Below are 18741 nucleotides of genomic sequence, written 5' to 3' on the forward strand. Positions count from 1 at the left end.
TTTACGAAATCACTTTAAAAAAATATATTCACTGCTAATTTGAAATCTAGTTATTTCAGGCTATTAATTAATTCTAAAATATTCTCTTGCGTATATTCTCCAGCTTTTTTCTTAAACTCTCCACTTTCATTAACGACAACAATTCCATAACAAGCTTTGCTTCTAGAAAAAAAGTTATTTAATATAAAAGAATTGACATCCTCAAAATGAGCTTTAGAATCAATAATTTTTTTTGCCTTCTTTTTATCTGAATATACAAACACGTTGTGCACGTTAACTAATTTCATTTTAGCATAATAACTAGTCCACCATGTAGAAGATTTTTTTAAATCTGAATAATTATTATAATGACAACTGCTTTTTGGCATTCTAAAATTAATAATCAAGAACTCTTTAGAAATCCAATTGTAGTTTTCTTTGATAGACTTCAATTCAGTTTCAGTCAATTTTTCTTTAGAACCATTTTTTTCTAACTTCTTAAAACTTAAGAGCGCTACTGCCAATATTATAAATAACAATATTTTTTTCATGTTTAAAAAAGATTTGATCAATTGCGCATTGGCGTAATCAGTAATGATTCCTATTTTCACCAAAAGATAGCAATTTAAATGACTAACATCTAGTAATATTTTGGCGAGGTCCTTATGATGGTACACAATATGTGATTTTAGGTTTTAAGAATATTTATAATGTTTTTTATTAATTTAACAAAGGTTTTTACCAAATGTGATGGGAGATTAACAGTATTTTCTTTGAACGGATTAACTTTTTAAATCACTTTCGGTAAATAAATGGAATAAAAAAGCCAGTATTTTGACAATACTGGCTTTTATAATTAGTGAGAAAATATAGTATTACTCTTCTCCTAACTCTGTTATTTTTTTCTCGTACAGTTTTTTACTTTCTACAACAGCAACGTTCAGCTCGCTCATTATTCCATCTACACGACCTTCAATGCTTTTCATTTGATCATTGATATTATCAAAAGAATAAAGTGCTGCAGCTACCTCCAATGCTTTTACTACCTCAACGGCATCGCCATGCAGTAATCTTAATTTATCAATCGCTTTAGAGGTATTGGCTAGTGTACCATTATATTTTGTACGTGCTTTTTCAATTGCCCCTAACAAGGTTTTTTTACTGGTCTCATCGCTTAAGCTATTGGTTTGGGTTTCCATAGCCGTAAATAAATTGGAAGCTTTTTCCTTTAAGTCTTCATATTCCTTCGTTAGGTTTTTAACCCTACGATCTACTTTCTCCCAGTCTCCATACACTTTTGCAAATTCCTTATCTTCATTTTTAGTATCCTCTAAGGCACTCTTTAATGCATTTAAGGATTCCAGACCTTTGTTCACATTCTTATTTGCAGTTTCCTTTTTGTTCTCAAAAGCATTTACCTGCGATTTAAATTTATCCTTTAAACGAATTAGGTCTTCTGGACTTTTGTCTTTCCAACAAGAAATTAATGAAATGGCAACGAATGCAATTACTAGTGTTCTTTTAAACATATGTATACGCTTTAGTTAATGGTGCGGCAAATATACATAATCTGTCCACTTTTTATTTTGACAAGACCATTAATCATAAATCATTAATGTTTTGGCTACCTGTAGCAGATTGTCTTCAAAAATTTCTGTTTGTTTAGCCAAAGGAAAAGGTTGTTGCCCAGGTCTATTTACAAAGGCTGCCCGCCAGCCTGCCCATTGTGCACCTGCCACATCCCAGCCATGGGCGGCAATCAGCATGCACTCATTAGGTAGTACACCCATTTTTTGGGCTCCCCAAGTATAGGTTTCCGTAAATGGTTTAAATTTTCCGGTTTCCTCAACACTCAAAAGTTCATCAAAATATTCGGTTAGCCCGGCATGTTCAAATTGCTTCTTTAATAAAGTCTTGGAAGAATTGGTAAACGCTACCAACTTAAATTCTGCCGCTTTTAGCTTTTTAAGCGCCTCTTTTACTTCTGGATGTGCAGGTAAATTACTGATGGACTCGCCTATTAACCTACGAGCATTATCTTTTGAAATTTCAATATTATGATTTGCCGCTACCATTTGTAATGCCGCCGCTCCAATATGACCGAACGGTTCATAAGTTCCACTGGCGGAAACTACCAATGAATATTGTAGCATGGTGGTAAACCAAAGCGGTAATAAATCTTCCCTACCGCCTAATGCATTACCTACTTCTTTTTTAACTGCGCTAAGATCCAATAGGGTTTCATTTACATCAAAGAACAAGACTTTAGGACGAATACCCTTTAATGACCCATCTACTATAGTTTTATGTATTTCCCTATTGTTCATTTCCATTATACCTTTTTACTAAAGATATATGAAATGATCAATGAAAGCAAGGCAATAACGGCTGCCGTCTGTTCACCATCAATTACCATTATATGCGCAAAAAATGCCAGTACAACGGCAAAGAAAAATGCGGCATACGCCCATTCTTTGATCAAGTAAAACTTTGGATTCCAAATAGCGAACAAGCCTATTAGTTTAGCCGTAGCGTAAGGATATATTAAATAGGTTGGGTAGCCTAAACTGGTAAAAGCCGCTTTTACATATTCATGATTAAAAAAATACATACCCGCAGAAAATAGCATTACCAATGTAAATATACCAGTGGCTACGTAGTATATAATTTTATTTGAAATATTCATGATTCAAAAGTTTATATGGTTTATTCGGAAATAAGTTCTCCCAGTATTTGCTTAAAAGTAGCAACAGGTTGCGCACCTGTAACTGCACTTTTCATGTTAAAGACTATAGTAGGCACTGAATTTACACCCAAATTCTTCCACTCGCCATGTTTGTTTCTGACTTCATATCTAGCTTCTTCATTATCTAACCTGGCCAATGCTTCTTCTGCATTTAAACCAACATCTAGTAACGCTTGCTTTAAAACATCTTTATCAGATACATCTTTTCGCTCACCAAAAAACGAATTCATTAATCGTAATTTCAGCTCGTTCTGCTTACCAAAATCTTTGGCATATTCCAATAGCACATGAGCATCAAAAGTGTTTGCCATACGCATACCTTCAAAATAGTCGAATTTGAATCCTAGTTCTTCTCCGATATCTGTCATGTTTTCACGCGATTCCTGTTGCTGTTCTATAGTAGAACCATACTTTTCTGTAATATGTTCGGTCAGGTCTTGACCTTCTGGCGGCATACCCGGATTCAGTTCAAACGGTTGCCATTCAATTTCTACTTGGTCTTCAATTCCCAGTTCTTCAATTGCTTTTTCCAAACGTTTATACCCAATGGCACACCAAGGGCAAACTACATCAGATACAATATCTATTTTCAATTTCTCTTTCATCACTTAAAATGTAATCAAATTACTAATTTGAATTTCACCTTGCACATTACTATAGTTCTTGACATCCGCTGCAAATGTTGCCGCATGCGGACCAAAAGCAGCTTGAAATGAAGCTACATCATCAAATTTTAAATGAGCAATGGCTACGTATGGTGCAGCATCGCCCGGTACTCTGCCACCAACACCTAAATCCAATTCCAATTCTTTCAATGCACTGCCCACTAGTTTTTGAACCATTGGCAAGTGTGTGTTCTTATAATATTCCGTATCAAACTTTACGCCTTCGCTATTTGGATACATTACGGATACTTTTATCATGTTGTTTGTTATTTAAGTTGATAAATAAAGATAGCCAATCTTTTATGTCAAGATTAGCTACCTAATTTAATTCAGTTTTCTGCCAAAATTTGACGTATCATTTGATTGGTGAATCCCCATTCGTTATCGTACCAGGTCATCACTTTCAACAAATCGCCATCTACTACTCTGGTCATCCCCAAATCTACGGTAGATGCATGCGGATTCTTTACAATATCAGAAGAAACCAAAGGCTGATCTGTAGTATCCAAAATATTCTTATACCTATCCGTAGCCGCTTCTTCTTTAAAAATAGCATTTACTTCTTCAGGAGTTACTTCACGTTCGGTAACAAAAGTTAAGTCTGACATTGACCCAACAGGAATTGGCACACGTAGTGCAACACCATCAAACTTACCAGCAAATTCTGGCAAAGCTTTGGTTGTCGCAATAGCCGCACCTGTAGATGTCGGCACAATATTCGCCGCACCCGCGCGACCCATTCTCAAATTCTTTTGTGAAGGTGCATCTACAATACCTTGAGAGGCAGTATACGCATGTACGGTAGTCATTATGGCTTTTTTAATACCCACTCTACGACCTAATACTTCTACTACGGGACTAATATTATTGGTGGTACAACTAGCACATGAAAATATATTAGTTTCACCAGCTTCTGTGTTTACACCATGAACTACCGTTGGTATATCTTCACTCTTAGTAGGTGCTGATATAATTACAGACTTTGCACCAGCTTTAATATGTTTTTTGGCATCCTCACTCTTGGTAAAAAAACCGGTACTTTCAATTACAACATCAATTTCGTGTTCTGCCCAAGGTAAATCTTCAGGATTGCGTTGTGAATTATATTGAATTTTCTTTCCGTCTATAATCAAATTGTTCTCATCATGCGAAACCTCTTTTTCATAAATTCCATAAACCGAATCATACTTTAATAAATAAGCTATATTCTCTATGGAAACAATGTCGTTTACCGCTACTAAGTCTAACTCTGGAGTATCCAAAATTACTTTTAAAGAAGCGCGACCTATACGCCCCATTCCGTTTATTGCTATTTTTTTCATTTCTGTGTATTTAGTTTATTAAAATTAAATAGCCCTCTGCCTTAAGACAGAAGGCTATCAACAATCAATCAACAAATGGTTTCGGGGAACTTGAAACCAAATTATTTAGACCATTCAAATTTCTTGAAAGGCTCATCTACTGGTGTATGTGCAATATGATTTGTATAGTTACTGATTACCTTTTGTGATAATCCTAAAATAATTTCCAATACTTGTTGCTCACCATAACCTGCCGCGTAAAAAGCATCAAGATCCTCCTGTGTTACATTACCACGGTTACGCACAATGGTCAAAGTCATTGTTCTTAAAGCCTCTAATTTTGCATCGGCCAACGGTGTTTCGTTACGTAATGCTTCTGTAATGGTATCATCAACTTTCATCATTTTGGCAATACCAGTATGTGCCGGTACACAGTAGTGACATGCATGCTCTACGTTTATCGTTTGCCAAACCACGGTCAATTCTTCTTCATTAAAAGAAGTTTCAGTAAATAATTGGTGTAACGTTTGGTATGCTTCCAAAATTTTTGGTGATGCCGCCAATACCCCGTGAAGACCAGGAATCATTCCAAATGACTTTTGAGAATTTTCTAATAATGGCTTACTACCTTCAGGTGCAGATTCAATGTTGTGTACTTTTAAAGTTGTCATACTCTTTCTAATTTTAATGTTTATTATAGTTATGTTAAATCTAAGCAATCGCTTAGTTATTGTTCAAAAAAAATGTTACAAGTGTAAAAACGTAATTTTAATAATGCCCTTTAATTCCTCCTCACTAAATACTTTAGATGAAATGGACAAACCTAAAAGAGCGTTCATTAAATAGTCTGCTTGCGCTTCTATTTCTTTTACATCCCTTTGGTCGTCTTGTTTTAGATTCCTTACAAACAATTTTCTAATATTTAATGAAAACCGTTTTAATGCGGCCATGATTACCGGATTAGTATCTTCTTTAATCTCATTTACCGTATTGGTCACCAAGCAACCTTTAAAAATGGCTCCTTCCCTAGAGAAATCTAGAAAATCCAAAAAATAATCTTTAATACCCTCTACCCCATTAGTAGAGTTTCCCAAGATATTTGTTATGGACTTGATCTTTGCATTATACAGTTTAATGCTCTCTAGAAAAACACCCTCTTTATTTTTAAAACTGGCATAAATGGAAAACTGATTAATACCCATTTCTTTCTCCAACATACGAACGGAAGTGCTTTCATAGCCATTACGCCAGAACAGACGCATAGCCTTTTCTATGACTTCAGCTTCGTTATATTGTTTTTTGCGTGCCATTAATTCTAATTACACTACAAAACTAAGCAACTGCTTTGTTATAAAAAAATATTTAACTTGGTTTTAGTACTTTGATAATATTAAACAAAAAAATGAGTCAACCCGTAGGTTGACCCATTTAAGAAAAGTAAGCAAAACCACATATATTAAGACAAAACGCCTACTTCTTTTTCTCTATTTTTACTTTTGGCACCGGCATCGAACTGGTTAGACGTATTCTTTTCGCCCCCTGCTTTTAAAGCCTTATCGCCTGCAAAGAAAGATTTATGATCGTCACCAAGATCAGACCCTGCCATTCTTTGATGTTTTACACAAGAAACACCTTTACGAATTTCTTGTCTTTGCACTCCCTTCACATATGCCAGCATACTTTCTTCACCAAAATAACCCTTGGTAAGGTCACTCATATGTAAAGCCGTAGTATGATATGTTGGTAGTGTAATTAGGTGGTGAAAAATACCGGCATCTCTAGCCCCATCTACCTGAAAGCTTCTAATTTTACGATCTGCCCTGTATGACAGCTCTGTATCATCATACTCCTCTGCCATTAAATTATTTCTATCATATTCGGTCATGTTCTCACCTTCGGCAAGCATTTCATCATACGCTTGATTACGGAAATTCAATGTCCAGTTGAATGATGGAGAATTATTGTAAACCAATTTTGCATTAGGTACTACAGCTCTAATTCTGTTTACCATATGGGCAATCTGTTTTACATTAGGTGTTGGTGTCTCTATCCACAGTAAATCTGCACCATTTTGCAAACTGGTAACACAATCTAAAACTACCCTATCTATATTAGTACCATCTCTAAATTTATACAATCCGTTTGGTAAGCGAACCGGTCTCACCAATTTACCGTCTCTTTTTAATAGTACATCATCTTCACGAGCCTCTGAAATCGCAATTTCCTCTGCCTCTACAAAAGCTAAATATTGTGAAGCTAAATCACCCGGCTCTTGGCTTACCGGCAATTTCTGGGTAAGTCCCGCACCTTCAGAATCCGTTCTTGCTACGATTACCCCATCGTCAATTCCCAATTCAATAAAAGCATATCGTACTGCATTTAGTTTTGCTACGAAATCTTCATGAGGTACGGTTACTTTACCATCTTGATGGCCACATTGTTTAGCATCTGAAACCTGATTTTCTATTTGTATGGCACATGCACCCGCTTGTATCATTTTTTTAGCCAATAAATAAGTAGCCTCTTCATTACCAAAACCAGCATCTATATCGGCAATTATGGGTACAATATGGGTTTCATAATTATCGATTTCATCTTGAACGTCTTCCCCATTCTCCAATCTTCTAAACAAATCGTTCAATTCAATAGCATCTGCCTGACGTAAAAAATCATAGATTTCCGCAATTAGACCAGATACTGCAGTTTTCTCGTGCATAGATTGATCTGGTAATGGTCCAAATTCTGAACGCAAGGCCGCCACCATCCAACCAGAAAGGTATAAGTATCTTTTACTCGTCGTTTTATGATGTTTCTTAACGGAAATCATTTTTTGCTGAGCCACAAAACCATGCCAGCAACCTAAAGATTGTGTATAGTTAGACGGGTCTACATCATAATCCGCCATGTCCTTTCTCATAATACCTGCTGTATATTTTGCAATATCCAAACCGGTTTTAAAACGATTTTGAGCGACCATTCTAGCGGCATTTTCAGGGTTGATGTCATTCCAAGTGTCCCCGTACTTTTGCTTTAGGTTTCTTACAGTCTCCAATGCCGAACTGTACATGCTTTGTTCTAAATTTTTCATAATTTTGAATTACGTTATTATTAATAATGAGATCCTGTACATTGTTGCCGCAATGGCAGGATCGTTTTATTTAAATGAATTTATAGGCAGGTAAGGTCAAGAATTCCTCGAAATCATCTGAAACCACGAGCTCATCGAATAACTCTATAGCCAACTCAAATTTGGTGTTCTTCATATTATTTTCACCAACCTCGGTAACTAGCTTTTCAACCTCATCATCAAATATCGTTGTAAACAAATCACTATTCAATTGGCGCCCATCGGCAAGAATAACTTCATTCTTCAACCAATGCCATACTTGCGTTCTCGATATTTCAGCCGTTGCGGCATCTTCCATTAAATTATATAGTGCCACTGCACCATGTCCCCTTAACCAAGCTTCGGTGTACAAAATACCTACGTTGATATTTTTCCTTATTCCGGCTTCTGTAATAGTTCCTCTTGGAATCTCAACCAAATCCTCCTCCGTCACATTTACATCTTCACGTAAAACATGCATTTGGTTTGGTGTAGGCATGTGCTTATTAAATTCGCTCATAGCAACCTCTACTAGTGCAGGGTGTGCTACCCATGTACCATCATGACCATTTTGTACTTCGCGTTCCTTATCTTTTCGCACTTTCTCCAAGGCTTCCGCATTGGCTTTATCATTGTTCTTGATAGGAATTTGTGCCGCCATACCGCCAATAGCAAGTATGCCACGCTTATGACATCTTTGAACGACCAATTTTGCATAGGCATCCATAAACGGGGTAGTCATAGTAACCTGATCTCTATTGGGCACCCCAAAACCAGGGTGGTTTCTAAACTTTTTAATGTATGAGAAAATATAATCCCAACGACCACAATTCAATCCTACGATATGATCTTTCAATTCAAAAATGATTTCGTCCAATTGAAAACTAGCGGTAATGGTCTCTACCAAAACAGTTGCTTTAAATGTACCTTTTGGCACGTTTAGATACTCTTGGGCATATTCAAAAACCTCATTCCACCAACGAGCTTCTGTATAGTGCTCTAATTTTGGAAGGTAGAAATAAGGTGCCGTTCCTTTTTCCATCATGGTCTTGGTGTTATGAAAAACGTACAACCCAAAATCCACCAAACTTCCAGAAGCCTCTTCTTCATTAATCAACAAGTGTCTTTCATTTAAGTGCAAACCTCTTGGTCTCACTAAAAGCACAGCCGTTTCTTCATTTAATCGGTATGATTTCCCCCTCTTTGTATCTGTTAAACTAATGGTCTTTGTATTGGCATCCATTAAATTCTGTTGCCCTTCAATACTGTTTTTCCAACTAGGAGAATTACTATCCTCCAAATCTGCCATAAATGTTTTAGCTCCGGAATTTAAAGCATTAATAATCATCTTACGACCAACCGGACCGGTAATTTCCACTCTTCTATCCTGTAAATCTTCTGGTATACCTCCTGCAGTCCAAACTCCCTCACGAATAGTTTTCGTCTCTTTTGGAAATTGTGGAAACTTACCACTATCAAAGACTTCTTGCTGGACTTCACGGTTTTTGAGCAACTGTAATCTCTTCTCATTAAAGTTTTCATGGAGTGCCGTAAGAAACGCTAAAGCGTTATCTGTTAAAATCTCAGGATAGTAATGCTGAACCTGATTCGCGAACTGAATTTTCGGATGTTTTAAAATCGTGTTTTCCATTATTAAAAGTTTTTGTTGACACAATGATAAAATAAAATATTTTACAAAACAAGCGAACGTTCGCTAAATAGATAAAATTCACTTTATTTTTGTTGTACGCAAAATATAGTATCTTTAAAATCTTAATATGGAACAAGAATATATAAAACTCATTTTCGGCTTAAAACTTAAGCAGATACGAACAGAAAAGGATTTGTCATTATTTGGCTTATCTAAAATTTGCGGACTTTCTAAATCTTATCTTAATGAGATCGAGAAAGGAAAAAAATATCCAAAACCTGATAAGATCATCTTACTTTCTGAAAAATTAGAGGTACCCTATGATCAAATGGTTTCTTTAAAGCTAGATAAGAATCTTGCCCCTATTGGTGATTTATTACAGTCTAAAATTTTAAAAGAAATACCACTTGATCTGTTTGGCATTAAAGAAAGTGACTTAATTGATATTGTAGCTAACGCCCCGGCAAAAGTCAATGCATTCATAAGCACCATTATAGAAATTGCACAACATTATAGTTTTAGTAGAGAAAGTTTTTTCTTAGCGTCTTTACGTTCTTACCAAGAGGCAAACAACAACTATTTCGAAAATTTAGAGCAAGAGGTTCTCAAATTTGCAAAAGCCTATCATTTAGATTTATCAAAAAAACTTTCTTCAAAAGACTTAGAAGAAATACTAATAGAAGAATATGGATATATTATTAACAATGGAGAATTAGAAAAATACGAGGCTTTGGAAAACCTAAGATCTCTTTTTGTTCCGGAAACTAAAACTTTACTGCTCTCTGCCGATATTAATGAAGCTCAACGTGCTTTTATTTATGCAAAAGAAATAGGTTATAACTTTTTAGCATATACAGATAGACTTTATTCTTTTCCTTGGATAAAATTTGAAAATTTTGACCAAGTATTGAATAATTTTTACGCTTCTTATTTTGCAGGCGCCCTACTAATACCCAAAACGCAGCTGACTCCACAATTAGAAGAGGTATTTAAAGAAGGAAAATTTAATGCAGATAAGTTCTTGTCCATAATTGACAATTATAATGCATCGCCAGAATCTTTTTACCAGCGATTAACCAATATTCTACCTAATTTTTTTGCGATACAAAATCTCTTCTTTTTAAGGTTTACCCATAGATTGGGCAGCAAAAAATACCATCTAAAAAAAGAACTTCATCTTTCTCATCAACATTCGCCCAGAGCAAATGAAACCAATGAACATTATTGTCGTCGTTGGGTATCTTTAAAGGTCTTGAACGATATTAAAACGAGTCAAAAAACGCATGAATTCGATATTCAAATATCTAATTACCAAGGCGAGGGCAACCAGTACATTGTATTATCATCTGCAACAAAGGATCCATTTAAGGACAATCAATACAGAACTATCAGCATTGGACTTTTAATGAACAAACAACTTTCTAAAAAAGTGAAGTTTTTAAACGATCCAAGTATTAAAACGCAGCAAGTTGGCGTTACTTGTGAGCGCTGCGCCATTAAAAACTGTAAGGAACGTCAAAATTCTGCAATAGTTCTAGATAGAATTGATAAAAACAAAAAAGTAGCCACAATTGTAGAGGAACTACATAACAAGTTTAAATCATAATATGTATTAGGAAACTGATTGATCGTAAATCTATTTTCTAATAATTTTATCAATATTACCCGCTAAATACATATGATCACTGGCAGAGTTTTTACGAAGTACGTTGGTCATTAACACCACCATATACCTACAATTATCCGGATGCTCAACAATGATGACCGAGTTCATGAAATTGGTAACGTTGCCCATGTATTTTCCGCATGCCTCCCCATTACTTCTATCGCATTTGTACAAAGAGCCCGATTTAAAATATACAGCGGCTTCTTTCAAAACTGGCGATTGTGCGTAGCGAATTCTACGATCGGTCATATACATTAATCGTTTCATCTCTAAACTTGATGCTTCATCTACTACCTTACCTTGTTCTAATTGAACCAAGAATTTCATTAAACCCTGTGGTGAACCTATGCTACCGCCTTTATCGCCCACATAGGTATTTGCACCTCTAGTGAAGAAACTACCCAACCGCCATTCATCTGATGTAATGCCCAATTCACGTAAAGGCAAATTAACCACATCAATACTCAAATCTGTCAGCACTTTTTTAGAAGTTTCCTTAAAGTAAACATCCGCCTCTTCTTGTGTCAACTCCGGATACTTTTCACCAAATGCTGCCATTAACAGCGCCTCTCTCCATACTATACTTGCCGCACCGTTGTTACTTACAGATAGCATATGATCTGCCCATTCATATAAAGAGAACACATCGCTGGCAATTACTTGACGTTTTACCAAGGTATTCTTTTCAATATTATAGATAGGAATGGTATGTTCATCCGTTAAGCCCCAAACTCCGGCTTTGACAGATTTATTCTTGAGTAGCTCCGTTCTTTTTTCAAATGAATCTGGATAAATTTTTTCCAACTGTGTGAATAAGCCCAATAACACAGCCAACTTACCTACAGAACCTGGCTGATAGCCAGCAGTCTCATTTCGTTCTGCATAGCGAACATTTTCTGGGTCCGATATATCTAAAACCGTTAACGAATAACTTTTATCCAAACCACGAAACAAGGCACTGATCTCCTTCTGAAAATCTGCATCTACCTGCATTAGCCCCATTGCGCTATCATTCTTTCTTGACAGCAAGTTCAATTGAATATCGTTGTACGATTTCATGGCACCGACAGGTAAAGCCGATGCATCTTTAATCTCTCCGCTCTTGATCAGCTCCAATCGTTTTAAGCGTTTAATACCTGTGCGCTCGTAACCGTCAATTGGGTAATATTTGTATGTTGTAAATGCGGATGCACTTAAAACAACAACTAATAAAACTATAATTTTCTTCATACTCATATCTAAACCAACTTTTAAAAATTGTTGTATGTAACATCTGAATTACAAGCCGTAAAAACAAGAAAACATATGGCTAACAAACAAAACCAATTTCTTTTCATATCATATTTTTGTGCTCAGCAAAATTTCTTTTGCCGAATTAATTTTTGGGGTGATGGATTCCAGATACCCAGAACTCAACGCTTTTTTATTTTCAACAAACGGTCTTATTTGAAACAACCATAATTTGTCTTCCTTAAAACCTAATTCCACATCATAAGCACCCTCATAATCCGAATTCGTTTCTTTTGGCATTGTTTCTCTAATGGTCTTTGCCAAAGTTTTAATATCAGCCATGTTCTTTTCATTCAAAATCCTGTGCTCAAAAGTGGCTATTTTTTTGCCCGTACCACCTGTAGCGGGAAGCGTATTGTATAGGGCTTCACGCGCAGGAGCCAATAAGCGATATCCGTTATCTCTATAAATAGTATATGTTTCCGCTGACTGCCCATCAACAGCACCGCCCGCACCTCTACTGAATGCAACGGTCAAGTCTTTATCATTACCTGAATTAATGCCCTTTGTGATCAAAACGCCCGAGTAGTCTACATCTACACTTGGGATCACCAAGATAGAAGGGAATACATTCTCTGGATTCAACAAATACACTTGGCGCCATTTAAAACTTCGCTCTGTATATGGCGATGCCCAAACATCTTTAATACCCTCAATAATCTTTTCTTTGTCCAGCACATTGAATAAAGTCAAGTTTAGTCCGGCACCGGTGAACTCCTTTAAATCTTCCATATTGGTATCACTACGTAAGAATACAGGAACCTTACCAAATTCAGCACCAAGAACCGATTTAAATTTAGTCTCCAATTGATTTTTAAAATCTTCTTTTAAAGGCATTTTTTTAATTGCTGTTCTTAGCGTCTCCAATTGTCTTAATTGATAATTTTCAACTTCGGGTTCAGGCACATCTGCACCTCTCATACGTTCAGCCTCTTTAAACATGCTATTTAAAAACTCCCAATACGAAGTATTTTCGCCAGGCATGGTTTGATCCATATGATCTTTAAAGATCCCGAAAGGTATTACCAACCCCTCTACCACTTGCTCTGGAAACATCTTTTTCAACTGACCTAGGTTAGCGGCTTTTGGTCCGCATAAGGCACCAGAATCACTTGCATCAACATCTCGCATATTCAGCACATCTGTAGTGCCTAATTGAATTTTCTCAACTGGCACTTCTATCTTATCGGTATTTCGTTCTTTCTTTAGGAACAGTCCGCGTTCCTGATCTGTCATTTGCGCTTCTGGTTTTAAGATCACGTTCCCTTTATTTGAAACCGCATAAAATACACGGTCACCATCATACTTCTTTAAACTCTGAAGATTCTGATCAGATAGGGCGGCATTGGGTATACCTAAATTACGCGCCAATAATTGTACGTGCGATACCATATTACCTTCAGCCACAGTGGCAATACCTGCCACAGGTTTTAGGTCTGACGGAGAGCGCTGAAAAATATAAATTTTATCTGCCGATACCTCAATATCTTCAGATGAACCATCTACTACCACCAATTCACCAAAGGCATAACCAGGGTTCAACCCCCTGAAGGTACTTTGATTGGTAATATCCATAACCTTATTGGTCAAAGCGGATTCTTTAGATATAAAATCTCCCAACTGCCCCACACTTTGCCCTAAATGCAAAGCAACGGAACCCCTAATTCTATCATCTATAAATGCATAAGACTTAGGCTCAAAAGCGGTATACGTATTTACTACTTCTTGATAATTGGCTTTAACTGTCGCCGCGCTCCACTCCACGGCAGATCTTGCCGTTTCTAGCACTTGTGTCAATTCTGCCAATGTCAATTTACTTTCACCAAATTTACTGAGCGTACCAGAAATCTGCTCCCACTCCCACAGTTCTAGATAGCCTGCACCCACAGATGCCGTGGTCAATGCACATATTTTTTCTAACTGACCACTAACTGTATCGGGCTCCCAATTAGGCGCGTTTTGAAATAGCAACTCTTCTAACTTCAAAGAAATATCCAATAACTGCAAACGTGCCAAGGACCGCTTTTCTGTTAACAGATCCTCCCTGATATCTAAAAGTAATTGAGCCGTTTCATTCACTATATAGGACGGGTTGTCATTATCTGCCTTTGCATTTATAAAAGATTGTACTTTATCTCCCAATAAAGTTCCTTTAACCAGTTTTGAAGTATTAAGCAACGCCTGAACATCAACCGGTTTAAAAAACGTATTCATCGTAGTTACCAATCCGTCTAATTTCTTATTTAAATCGGTTGTCAATGATTTTTGATGTTTCGTTTTAAAATCTACTACTTTTTGAATATCGGCTTTTTCCGGCTGACTATGGATCTTGGTTCTAAGATCCATAAACGGTGTGTATATATCCGAAATTACCTTAGATTGGCTTCGCATTAATTGTGCAACATTATCATCACCGTTATGGGGAATATCCTTTAAAGATTGGCGTATGAGATAATAGTTATTGAGCAGAACTTTATCATCTGCCAAAATAGTTTTATAAAAATCGATTCCCCATGCCTCTTCGTCTTCTACCTGTACCGAGCCTCTATAGAACTGCCCTTTTTGATTGATCCAGCCATTATCTACCAATCGCAAATACTTATCCAATTGATATTGTTTTAAGCGCGAGTGGTTATGACCGGCATCCCACAGCTCATCAATATCCGTATATGCCAAAATTTGACCTAAATAAATATGATTGGTCTCACCCAAGGAGACCACTTCATCTTTATAACGGGCATGTTGCACGCCAGGACCAATATTATCCGGGCAGGGGTCTTTTGGTTGTCTAATACTACCATCCGTACAGAACCAACGAATATCTTTATACGGACCCCTTATATCCGCCTTATATTTTTGAACCCATTGTTGAATATTATCAGTAGATACCCTGTCTTGCGAATAACCAAAATTAGATGCTAAAAAACACACTATTGTAACCAGCGAAAATTGTAGAGGAGATGTATAGTTTTTCAATGTATACTAATGTTTAATATAGTAAAGGTAGTACGTAATTTTTCTATTAAATAGTGTTATCCAAAAATATTTTACTTCATTATTCAAAAAATAGCGAACTGGTTTACAGCTATTTAACATTATAAAAATCTTTCATAATAAAATGATAAAATTAATCGTTATTCAACTAATTAGATTTCATTTGTATTCAGAATTTTAGACCTAAAAACAGGACTAAAATCAGGCAAAAAAATCGATAATTAACTTAACAAGAAAAAAAATGAAATCACTATTAATTGTATTGTTCGTTTCCATTTCTACCTTGACCGCATACGGGCAAGACGAAAGCACTATGAACGCCACCTATGAAGGCTTCATTAATGGTACTTATGTGTTCACTGACGACGAAGGAGAGCGTGTTGAATTCAACAACGTTGCCAATGGCGTAAGTGCAAAGTACGACCTTAACAGCTCTAAGTTTGTAGGTAGACAGTTCTCTATTACTTTTACGATTGATCTAGAGATGGACGAGGATGATGAGGAAATTCAAGTAAGCACGATTACAAACTTGCTTATGCCCGAATAAAACACTTAAAGGACCTAAAAAGGTCCTTTTTTTATGCTATAAATTATAGACATCCATAAACGTAAAAAACACACTAAATAATAGCACTTCAAAGAGCCGAAACTTTTTCGTTTCTTTGTAATTCATAACAAAATATAAAATGACTTTACTTGGTATTGATGTAGGTGGTTCTGGAATTAAAGGAGCGTTAGTTAATTCTGAAACCGGAGAAATGATTTCAGAACGTTTTAGAATACCCACTCCCATACCCAGAACACCCGAGGCAATGTCAAATGTAATAGCCCAGATAGTAGCGCATTTTGACTACAAAGGCAAAGTGGGCTGTGGTTTCCCTACTATCATTAAAAACGGAATCTGTAAAGCCACAGGTAATCTAGATAAAAGTTGGTTAGGTGTTAATGTAGAAGAATTACTGGAAAAGAAAACCGGATTGGATTTTACCGTAATCAATGATGCCGATGCTGCTGGATACGCTACCATGAACTATGGTACCGGTAAAGGAGAAAAAGGTTTTGTAGTGATGATTACCATTGGTACCGGCTTAGGAAGCGGCGCATTTCTTGACGGAAGATTGATTCCTAATTTTGAGTTAGGACAAATTCCCTATAAAAAATATAGCAAAATTGAGAAATGGGCAGCGGGATCAGCCAAGGACCGTGAAGGACTCTCCTATAAAAAATGGGGCAAAAGATTCAACAAATTCTTAGAGTATGTAGAATTGATCGTATCTCCAGATTTAATAATACTTGGCGGCGGTGCCTCAAAGGATTTTAAAGAGTTCAAATCAAAAATAAAAATAGAGACCAGGGTCATACCTGCAGAATTACAGAACCACGCGGGTATTATAGGCGCTGCTGTTGCTTCACAATACAAAGCACAAAAAGTTTAGTGCTAGTAACCACATCGCAAAAAAAATCCCAAAGCTACCTTTGGGATTTTTTATTTATTTTGATTAAGCTATATCCTTAATTCAAAATCTTAGCATCTGCCGGAGCATCAAAAAAGTCTTTTGGTAGATCATTCTCAAATGAGACATCGGTAAAATCAATTTTGGTTATATACTCACCAGGCTGATTACCTTCTACTGTCCAATACGTTTTAAATCCACCGGGCATAGTAATACCATCAACTTTTTGCTCACCAATAAATTCAGTGAATTTTTCTGGAGCATGACCACCGTCCTTAAAATATTCCGGGTAAGAAACAATGTATCTCATTACCGCAATTTTATTGCTTTCTTTATTCACGTAAAGAATATAGTAATCGTCCGGTGCATCGCCCGTGCCTGCATCAAAAGTTACTTTTACAACATTGTAATCTTTATCTTTAAAGGTAGTAGGCTCCAATAGCTCTAAGTTCACTCCTTCGCCACTTAAAACAAACGGATGACCAACAAACCATAAGGGTGTCAACGCCCAGAATTTAGTATCATAGGCAAATGCCGTACTGTCCTTTGCCATGACCCAAGCCTTTTCACCTGTCCACCCAAATTTAGCCAAACTATCCGTAGCACTTGTATGTACCGCACGGTTGCTCCAAGTATCTACCGTTTGATAGCTATCTCTTGCCGTTTTACCATCTAAAGGCTGATAATTGAAACGAAAAGTTAGTGGACCATTGGCAAACCAAGTATCCAATCCGCCATGCGCTTCCATAGCATTCCATATAATTTTACCCGCCTCGGTTTCATTCAATCTATTTTTCGCTTTTTCAACTCTTGAATTTACCCATGAATCCGGATAAGAAATAACGTTAGATTCCGCAACCACTTCCTTGGTGGCTTTATCAACTGATTTAGGAGTTTCTTTACAGGATACGATTACTGCAAAAACTGATAAAAGTGAAAATTTGTAAAGTAATTTCATAATTGTGTGCCGTTTATTTATTTCCCAGTAAAAATCATACGGCTTTATGATCTAAACTAGCGGTTTTACGTTCCTCATAATTCTCGGCAACCTTTTTATCCAATTCTTGGGGTGCTTCAAAGTTCAGGGTATTTTCCTTGAGTCGTTCTTCACCGCCAAAAATTACTTGAAGTTCTTTATTAAATAAACCTTCTAATGATCGCTCTGCTACATACTCGGGTGCATCCATTTTTCTACCTTTAAATTTCTGCATCATCTCAGTATCCGTAGCCGTTGGAAAAGCACAGGTAACCGATACTTTGAAAGGAGCTAATTCGCGCCTCATAGAATCTGAAAACTGACGTATTGCAGCTTTGGTACTACCATAAACAGCGTAGAACGGCATTCCGATCAATCCTAATCCCGAAGAAATGTTTAAAATATATGCATCTTCAGATGACTTCAGCAATGGAATACAGTATTTTGTCAATAACATAACAGCGGTAAGGTTGACGGCAACTTGATCGTACAGATCTTCATCTTGTATATCCTCTAACGGACCAGCCGCAACTATACCTGCATTATTGATCAAAATATCCAGATGCCCCCATTTATCTTCTATACGGGCTGCGGCATCTCTCAATATTTCAATGTTGGCGACATCACCGGCTATTTTCATAAAGTTTACTTCAGGGTACTCCTCTGCTAATTGCTTGAGATTACTTTTATCACGAGCAATCACCGCTATATTGGTTACCCCCTCTTTTATAAGGCTTTGAACCATACATTTTCCAATTCCGCGAGTACCCCCGGTAATGAGTACATTTTTACCATTTAGTTGCATATTAATAAGTGTTTGAGTTGAGTTAAATTGCACTTTAAATTAGCTAAAAAATGGACTATAAACGAAGAAAATTGCAGGATGAACCCATTATTAAGAAAGTAGGAAAAT

18 protein-coding genes are annotated in these 18741 nt (G+C 36.5%); 3 read left to right on the top strand and 15 right to left on the bottom strand.

What is annotated here, in order from left to right; all coding sequences use genetic code 11:
- Positions 1-50: 50 nt before the first annotated feature.
- The 11 genes from CSC80_RS02075 to aceB form a co-directional block, all read right to left on the bottom strand.
- On the bottom strand, positions 51-530 hold the full coding sequence (locus tag CSC80_RS02075) for a hypothetical protein (protein WP_180268572.1): 480 nt from the start codon (positions 528-530) through the stop codon (positions 51-53).
- 324 nt (positions 531-854) lie between these two features.
- Positions 855-1508 carry a hypothetical protein gene (locus CSC80_RS02080; RefSeq protein ID WP_099189455.1) on the bottom strand — a complete coding sequence of 218 codons (654 nt, stop codon included), beginning with the start codon at positions 1506-1508 and terminating at the stop codon, positions 855-857.
- Between the two features lie 69 nt (positions 1509-1577).
- A complete protein-coding gene (locus tag CSC80_RS02085; RefSeq protein ID WP_236973306.1) occupies positions 1578-2306 on the bottom strand; it encodes a haloacid dehalogenase type II in 729 nt (242 codons plus the stop codon).
- A 5-nt stretch (positions 2307-2311) separates the two neighbouring features.
- Entirely contained in the window at positions 2312-2665 is a 354-nt protein-coding gene (locus CSC80_RS02090) for a DoxX family protein (protein WP_099189459.1), read from the bottom strand.
- A 20-nt stretch (positions 2666-2685) separates the two neighbouring features.
- A complete protein-coding gene (locus CSC80_RS02095; RefSeq protein ID WP_099189461.1) occupies positions 2686-3330 on the bottom strand; it encodes a DsbA family oxidoreductase in 645 nt (214 codons plus the stop codon).
- 3 nt (positions 3331-3333) lie between these two features.
- Positions 3334-3648: an EthD family reductase gene (locus CSC80_RS02100; protein ID WP_099189464.1), complete on the bottom strand. Its 315-nt coding sequence runs from the start codon at positions 3646-3648 to the stop codon at positions 3334-3336.
- Positions 3649-3719: 71 nt separating this feature from the next.
- Entirely contained in the window at positions 3720-4712 is a 993-nt protein-coding gene (gene gap, locus CSC80_RS02105) for a type I glyceraldehyde-3-phosphate dehydrogenase (RefSeq protein ID WP_099189466.1), read from the bottom strand.
- Positions 4713-4813: 101 nt separating this feature from the next.
- Positions 4814-5362: a carboxymuconolactone decarboxylase family protein gene (locus CSC80_RS02110; RefSeq protein WP_091606309.1), complete on the bottom strand. Its 549-nt coding sequence runs from the start codon at positions 5360-5362 to the stop codon at positions 4814-4816.
- A 75-nt stretch (positions 5363-5437) separates the two neighbouring features.
- Positions 5438-6001, bottom strand: coding sequence for a TetR/AcrR family transcriptional regulator (locus CSC80_RS02115; RefSeq protein ID WP_099189468.1), 564 nt, complete (start codon positions 5999-6001; stop codon positions 5438-5440).
- Positions 6002-6147: 146 nt separating this feature from the next.
- The gene (locus tag CSC80_RS02120) at positions 6148-7779 is read right to left on the bottom strand and encodes an isocitrate lyase (RefSeq protein WP_099189470.1); all 1632 of its coding nucleotides are present in this window, start codon (positions 7777-7779) and stop codon (positions 6148-6150) included.
- A 70-nt stretch (positions 7780-7849) separates the two neighbouring features.
- Positions 7850-9448 carry a malate synthase A gene (aceB, locus tag CSC80_RS02125; RefSeq protein ID WP_099189472.1) on the bottom strand — a complete coding sequence of 533 codons (1599 nt, stop codon included), beginning with the start codon at positions 9446-9448 and terminating at the stop codon, positions 7850-7852.
- Positions 9449-9575: 127 nt separating this feature from the next.
- Between aceB and CSC80_RS02130 the strand changes: the two genes are divergently transcribed.
- On the top strand, positions 9576-11054 hold the full coding sequence (locus tag CSC80_RS02130) for a helix-turn-helix transcriptional regulator (RefSeq protein WP_099189474.1): 1479 nt from the start codon (positions 9576-9578) through the stop codon (positions 11052-11054).
- A gap of 30 nt (positions 11055-11084) precedes the next feature.
- On the opposite strand, the gene CSC80_RS02135 is transcribed toward CSC80_RS02130, so the two are convergent.
- Both CSC80_RS02135 and CSC80_RS02140 read right to left on the bottom strand, forming a co-directional pair.
- A complete protein-coding gene (locus CSC80_RS02135; protein ID WP_099189476.1) occupies positions 11085-12344 on the bottom strand; it encodes a serine hydrolase in 1260 nt (419 codons plus the stop codon).
- 108 nt (positions 12345-12452) lie between these two features.
- On the bottom strand, positions 12453-15380 hold the full coding sequence (locus CSC80_RS02140) for a PEP/pyruvate-binding domain-containing protein (protein WP_343224326.1): 2928 nt from the start codon (positions 15378-15380) through the stop codon (positions 12453-12455).
- 259 nt (positions 15381-15639) lie between these two features.
- Here CSC80_RS02140 and CSC80_RS02145 point away from each other — a divergent pair, with 259 nt between their 5' ends.
- Together CSC80_RS02145 and CSC80_RS02150 are read left to right on the top strand one after the other, a co-directional pair.
- Entirely contained in the window at positions 15640-15945 is a 306-nt protein-coding gene (locus tag CSC80_RS02145) for a hypothetical protein (RefSeq protein WP_058103706.1), read from the top strand.
- A 139-nt stretch (positions 15946-16084) separates the two neighbouring features.
- The gene (locus CSC80_RS02150; protein ID WP_099189478.1) at positions 16085-16834 is read left to right on the top strand and encodes an ROK family protein; all 750 of its coding nucleotides are present in this window, start codon (positions 16085-16087) and stop codon (positions 16832-16834) included.
- Positions 16835-16910: 76 nt separating this feature from the next.
- Here CSC80_RS02150 and CSC80_RS02155 read toward each other — a convergent pair whose 3' ends face one another.
- Both CSC80_RS02155 and CSC80_RS02160 read right to left on the bottom strand, forming a co-directional pair.
- Positions 16911-17810: a DUF6503 family protein gene (locus CSC80_RS02155; protein WP_099189480.1), complete on the bottom strand. Its 900-nt coding sequence runs from the start codon at positions 17808-17810 to the stop codon at positions 16911-16913.
- Positions 17811-17844: 34 nt separating this feature from the next.
- Entirely contained in the window at positions 17845-18633 is a 789-nt protein-coding gene (locus CSC80_RS02160) for an SDR family oxidoreductase (protein WP_099189483.1), read from the bottom strand.
- Positions 18634-18741 lie beyond the last annotated feature (108 nt).

Origin of the sequence: Maribacter sp. 6B07 (assembly GCF_002700155.1) — a bacterium.
Lineage (GTDB): Bacteria > Bacteroidota > Bacteroidia > Flavobacteriales > Flavobacteriaceae > Maribacter > Maribacter dokdonensis.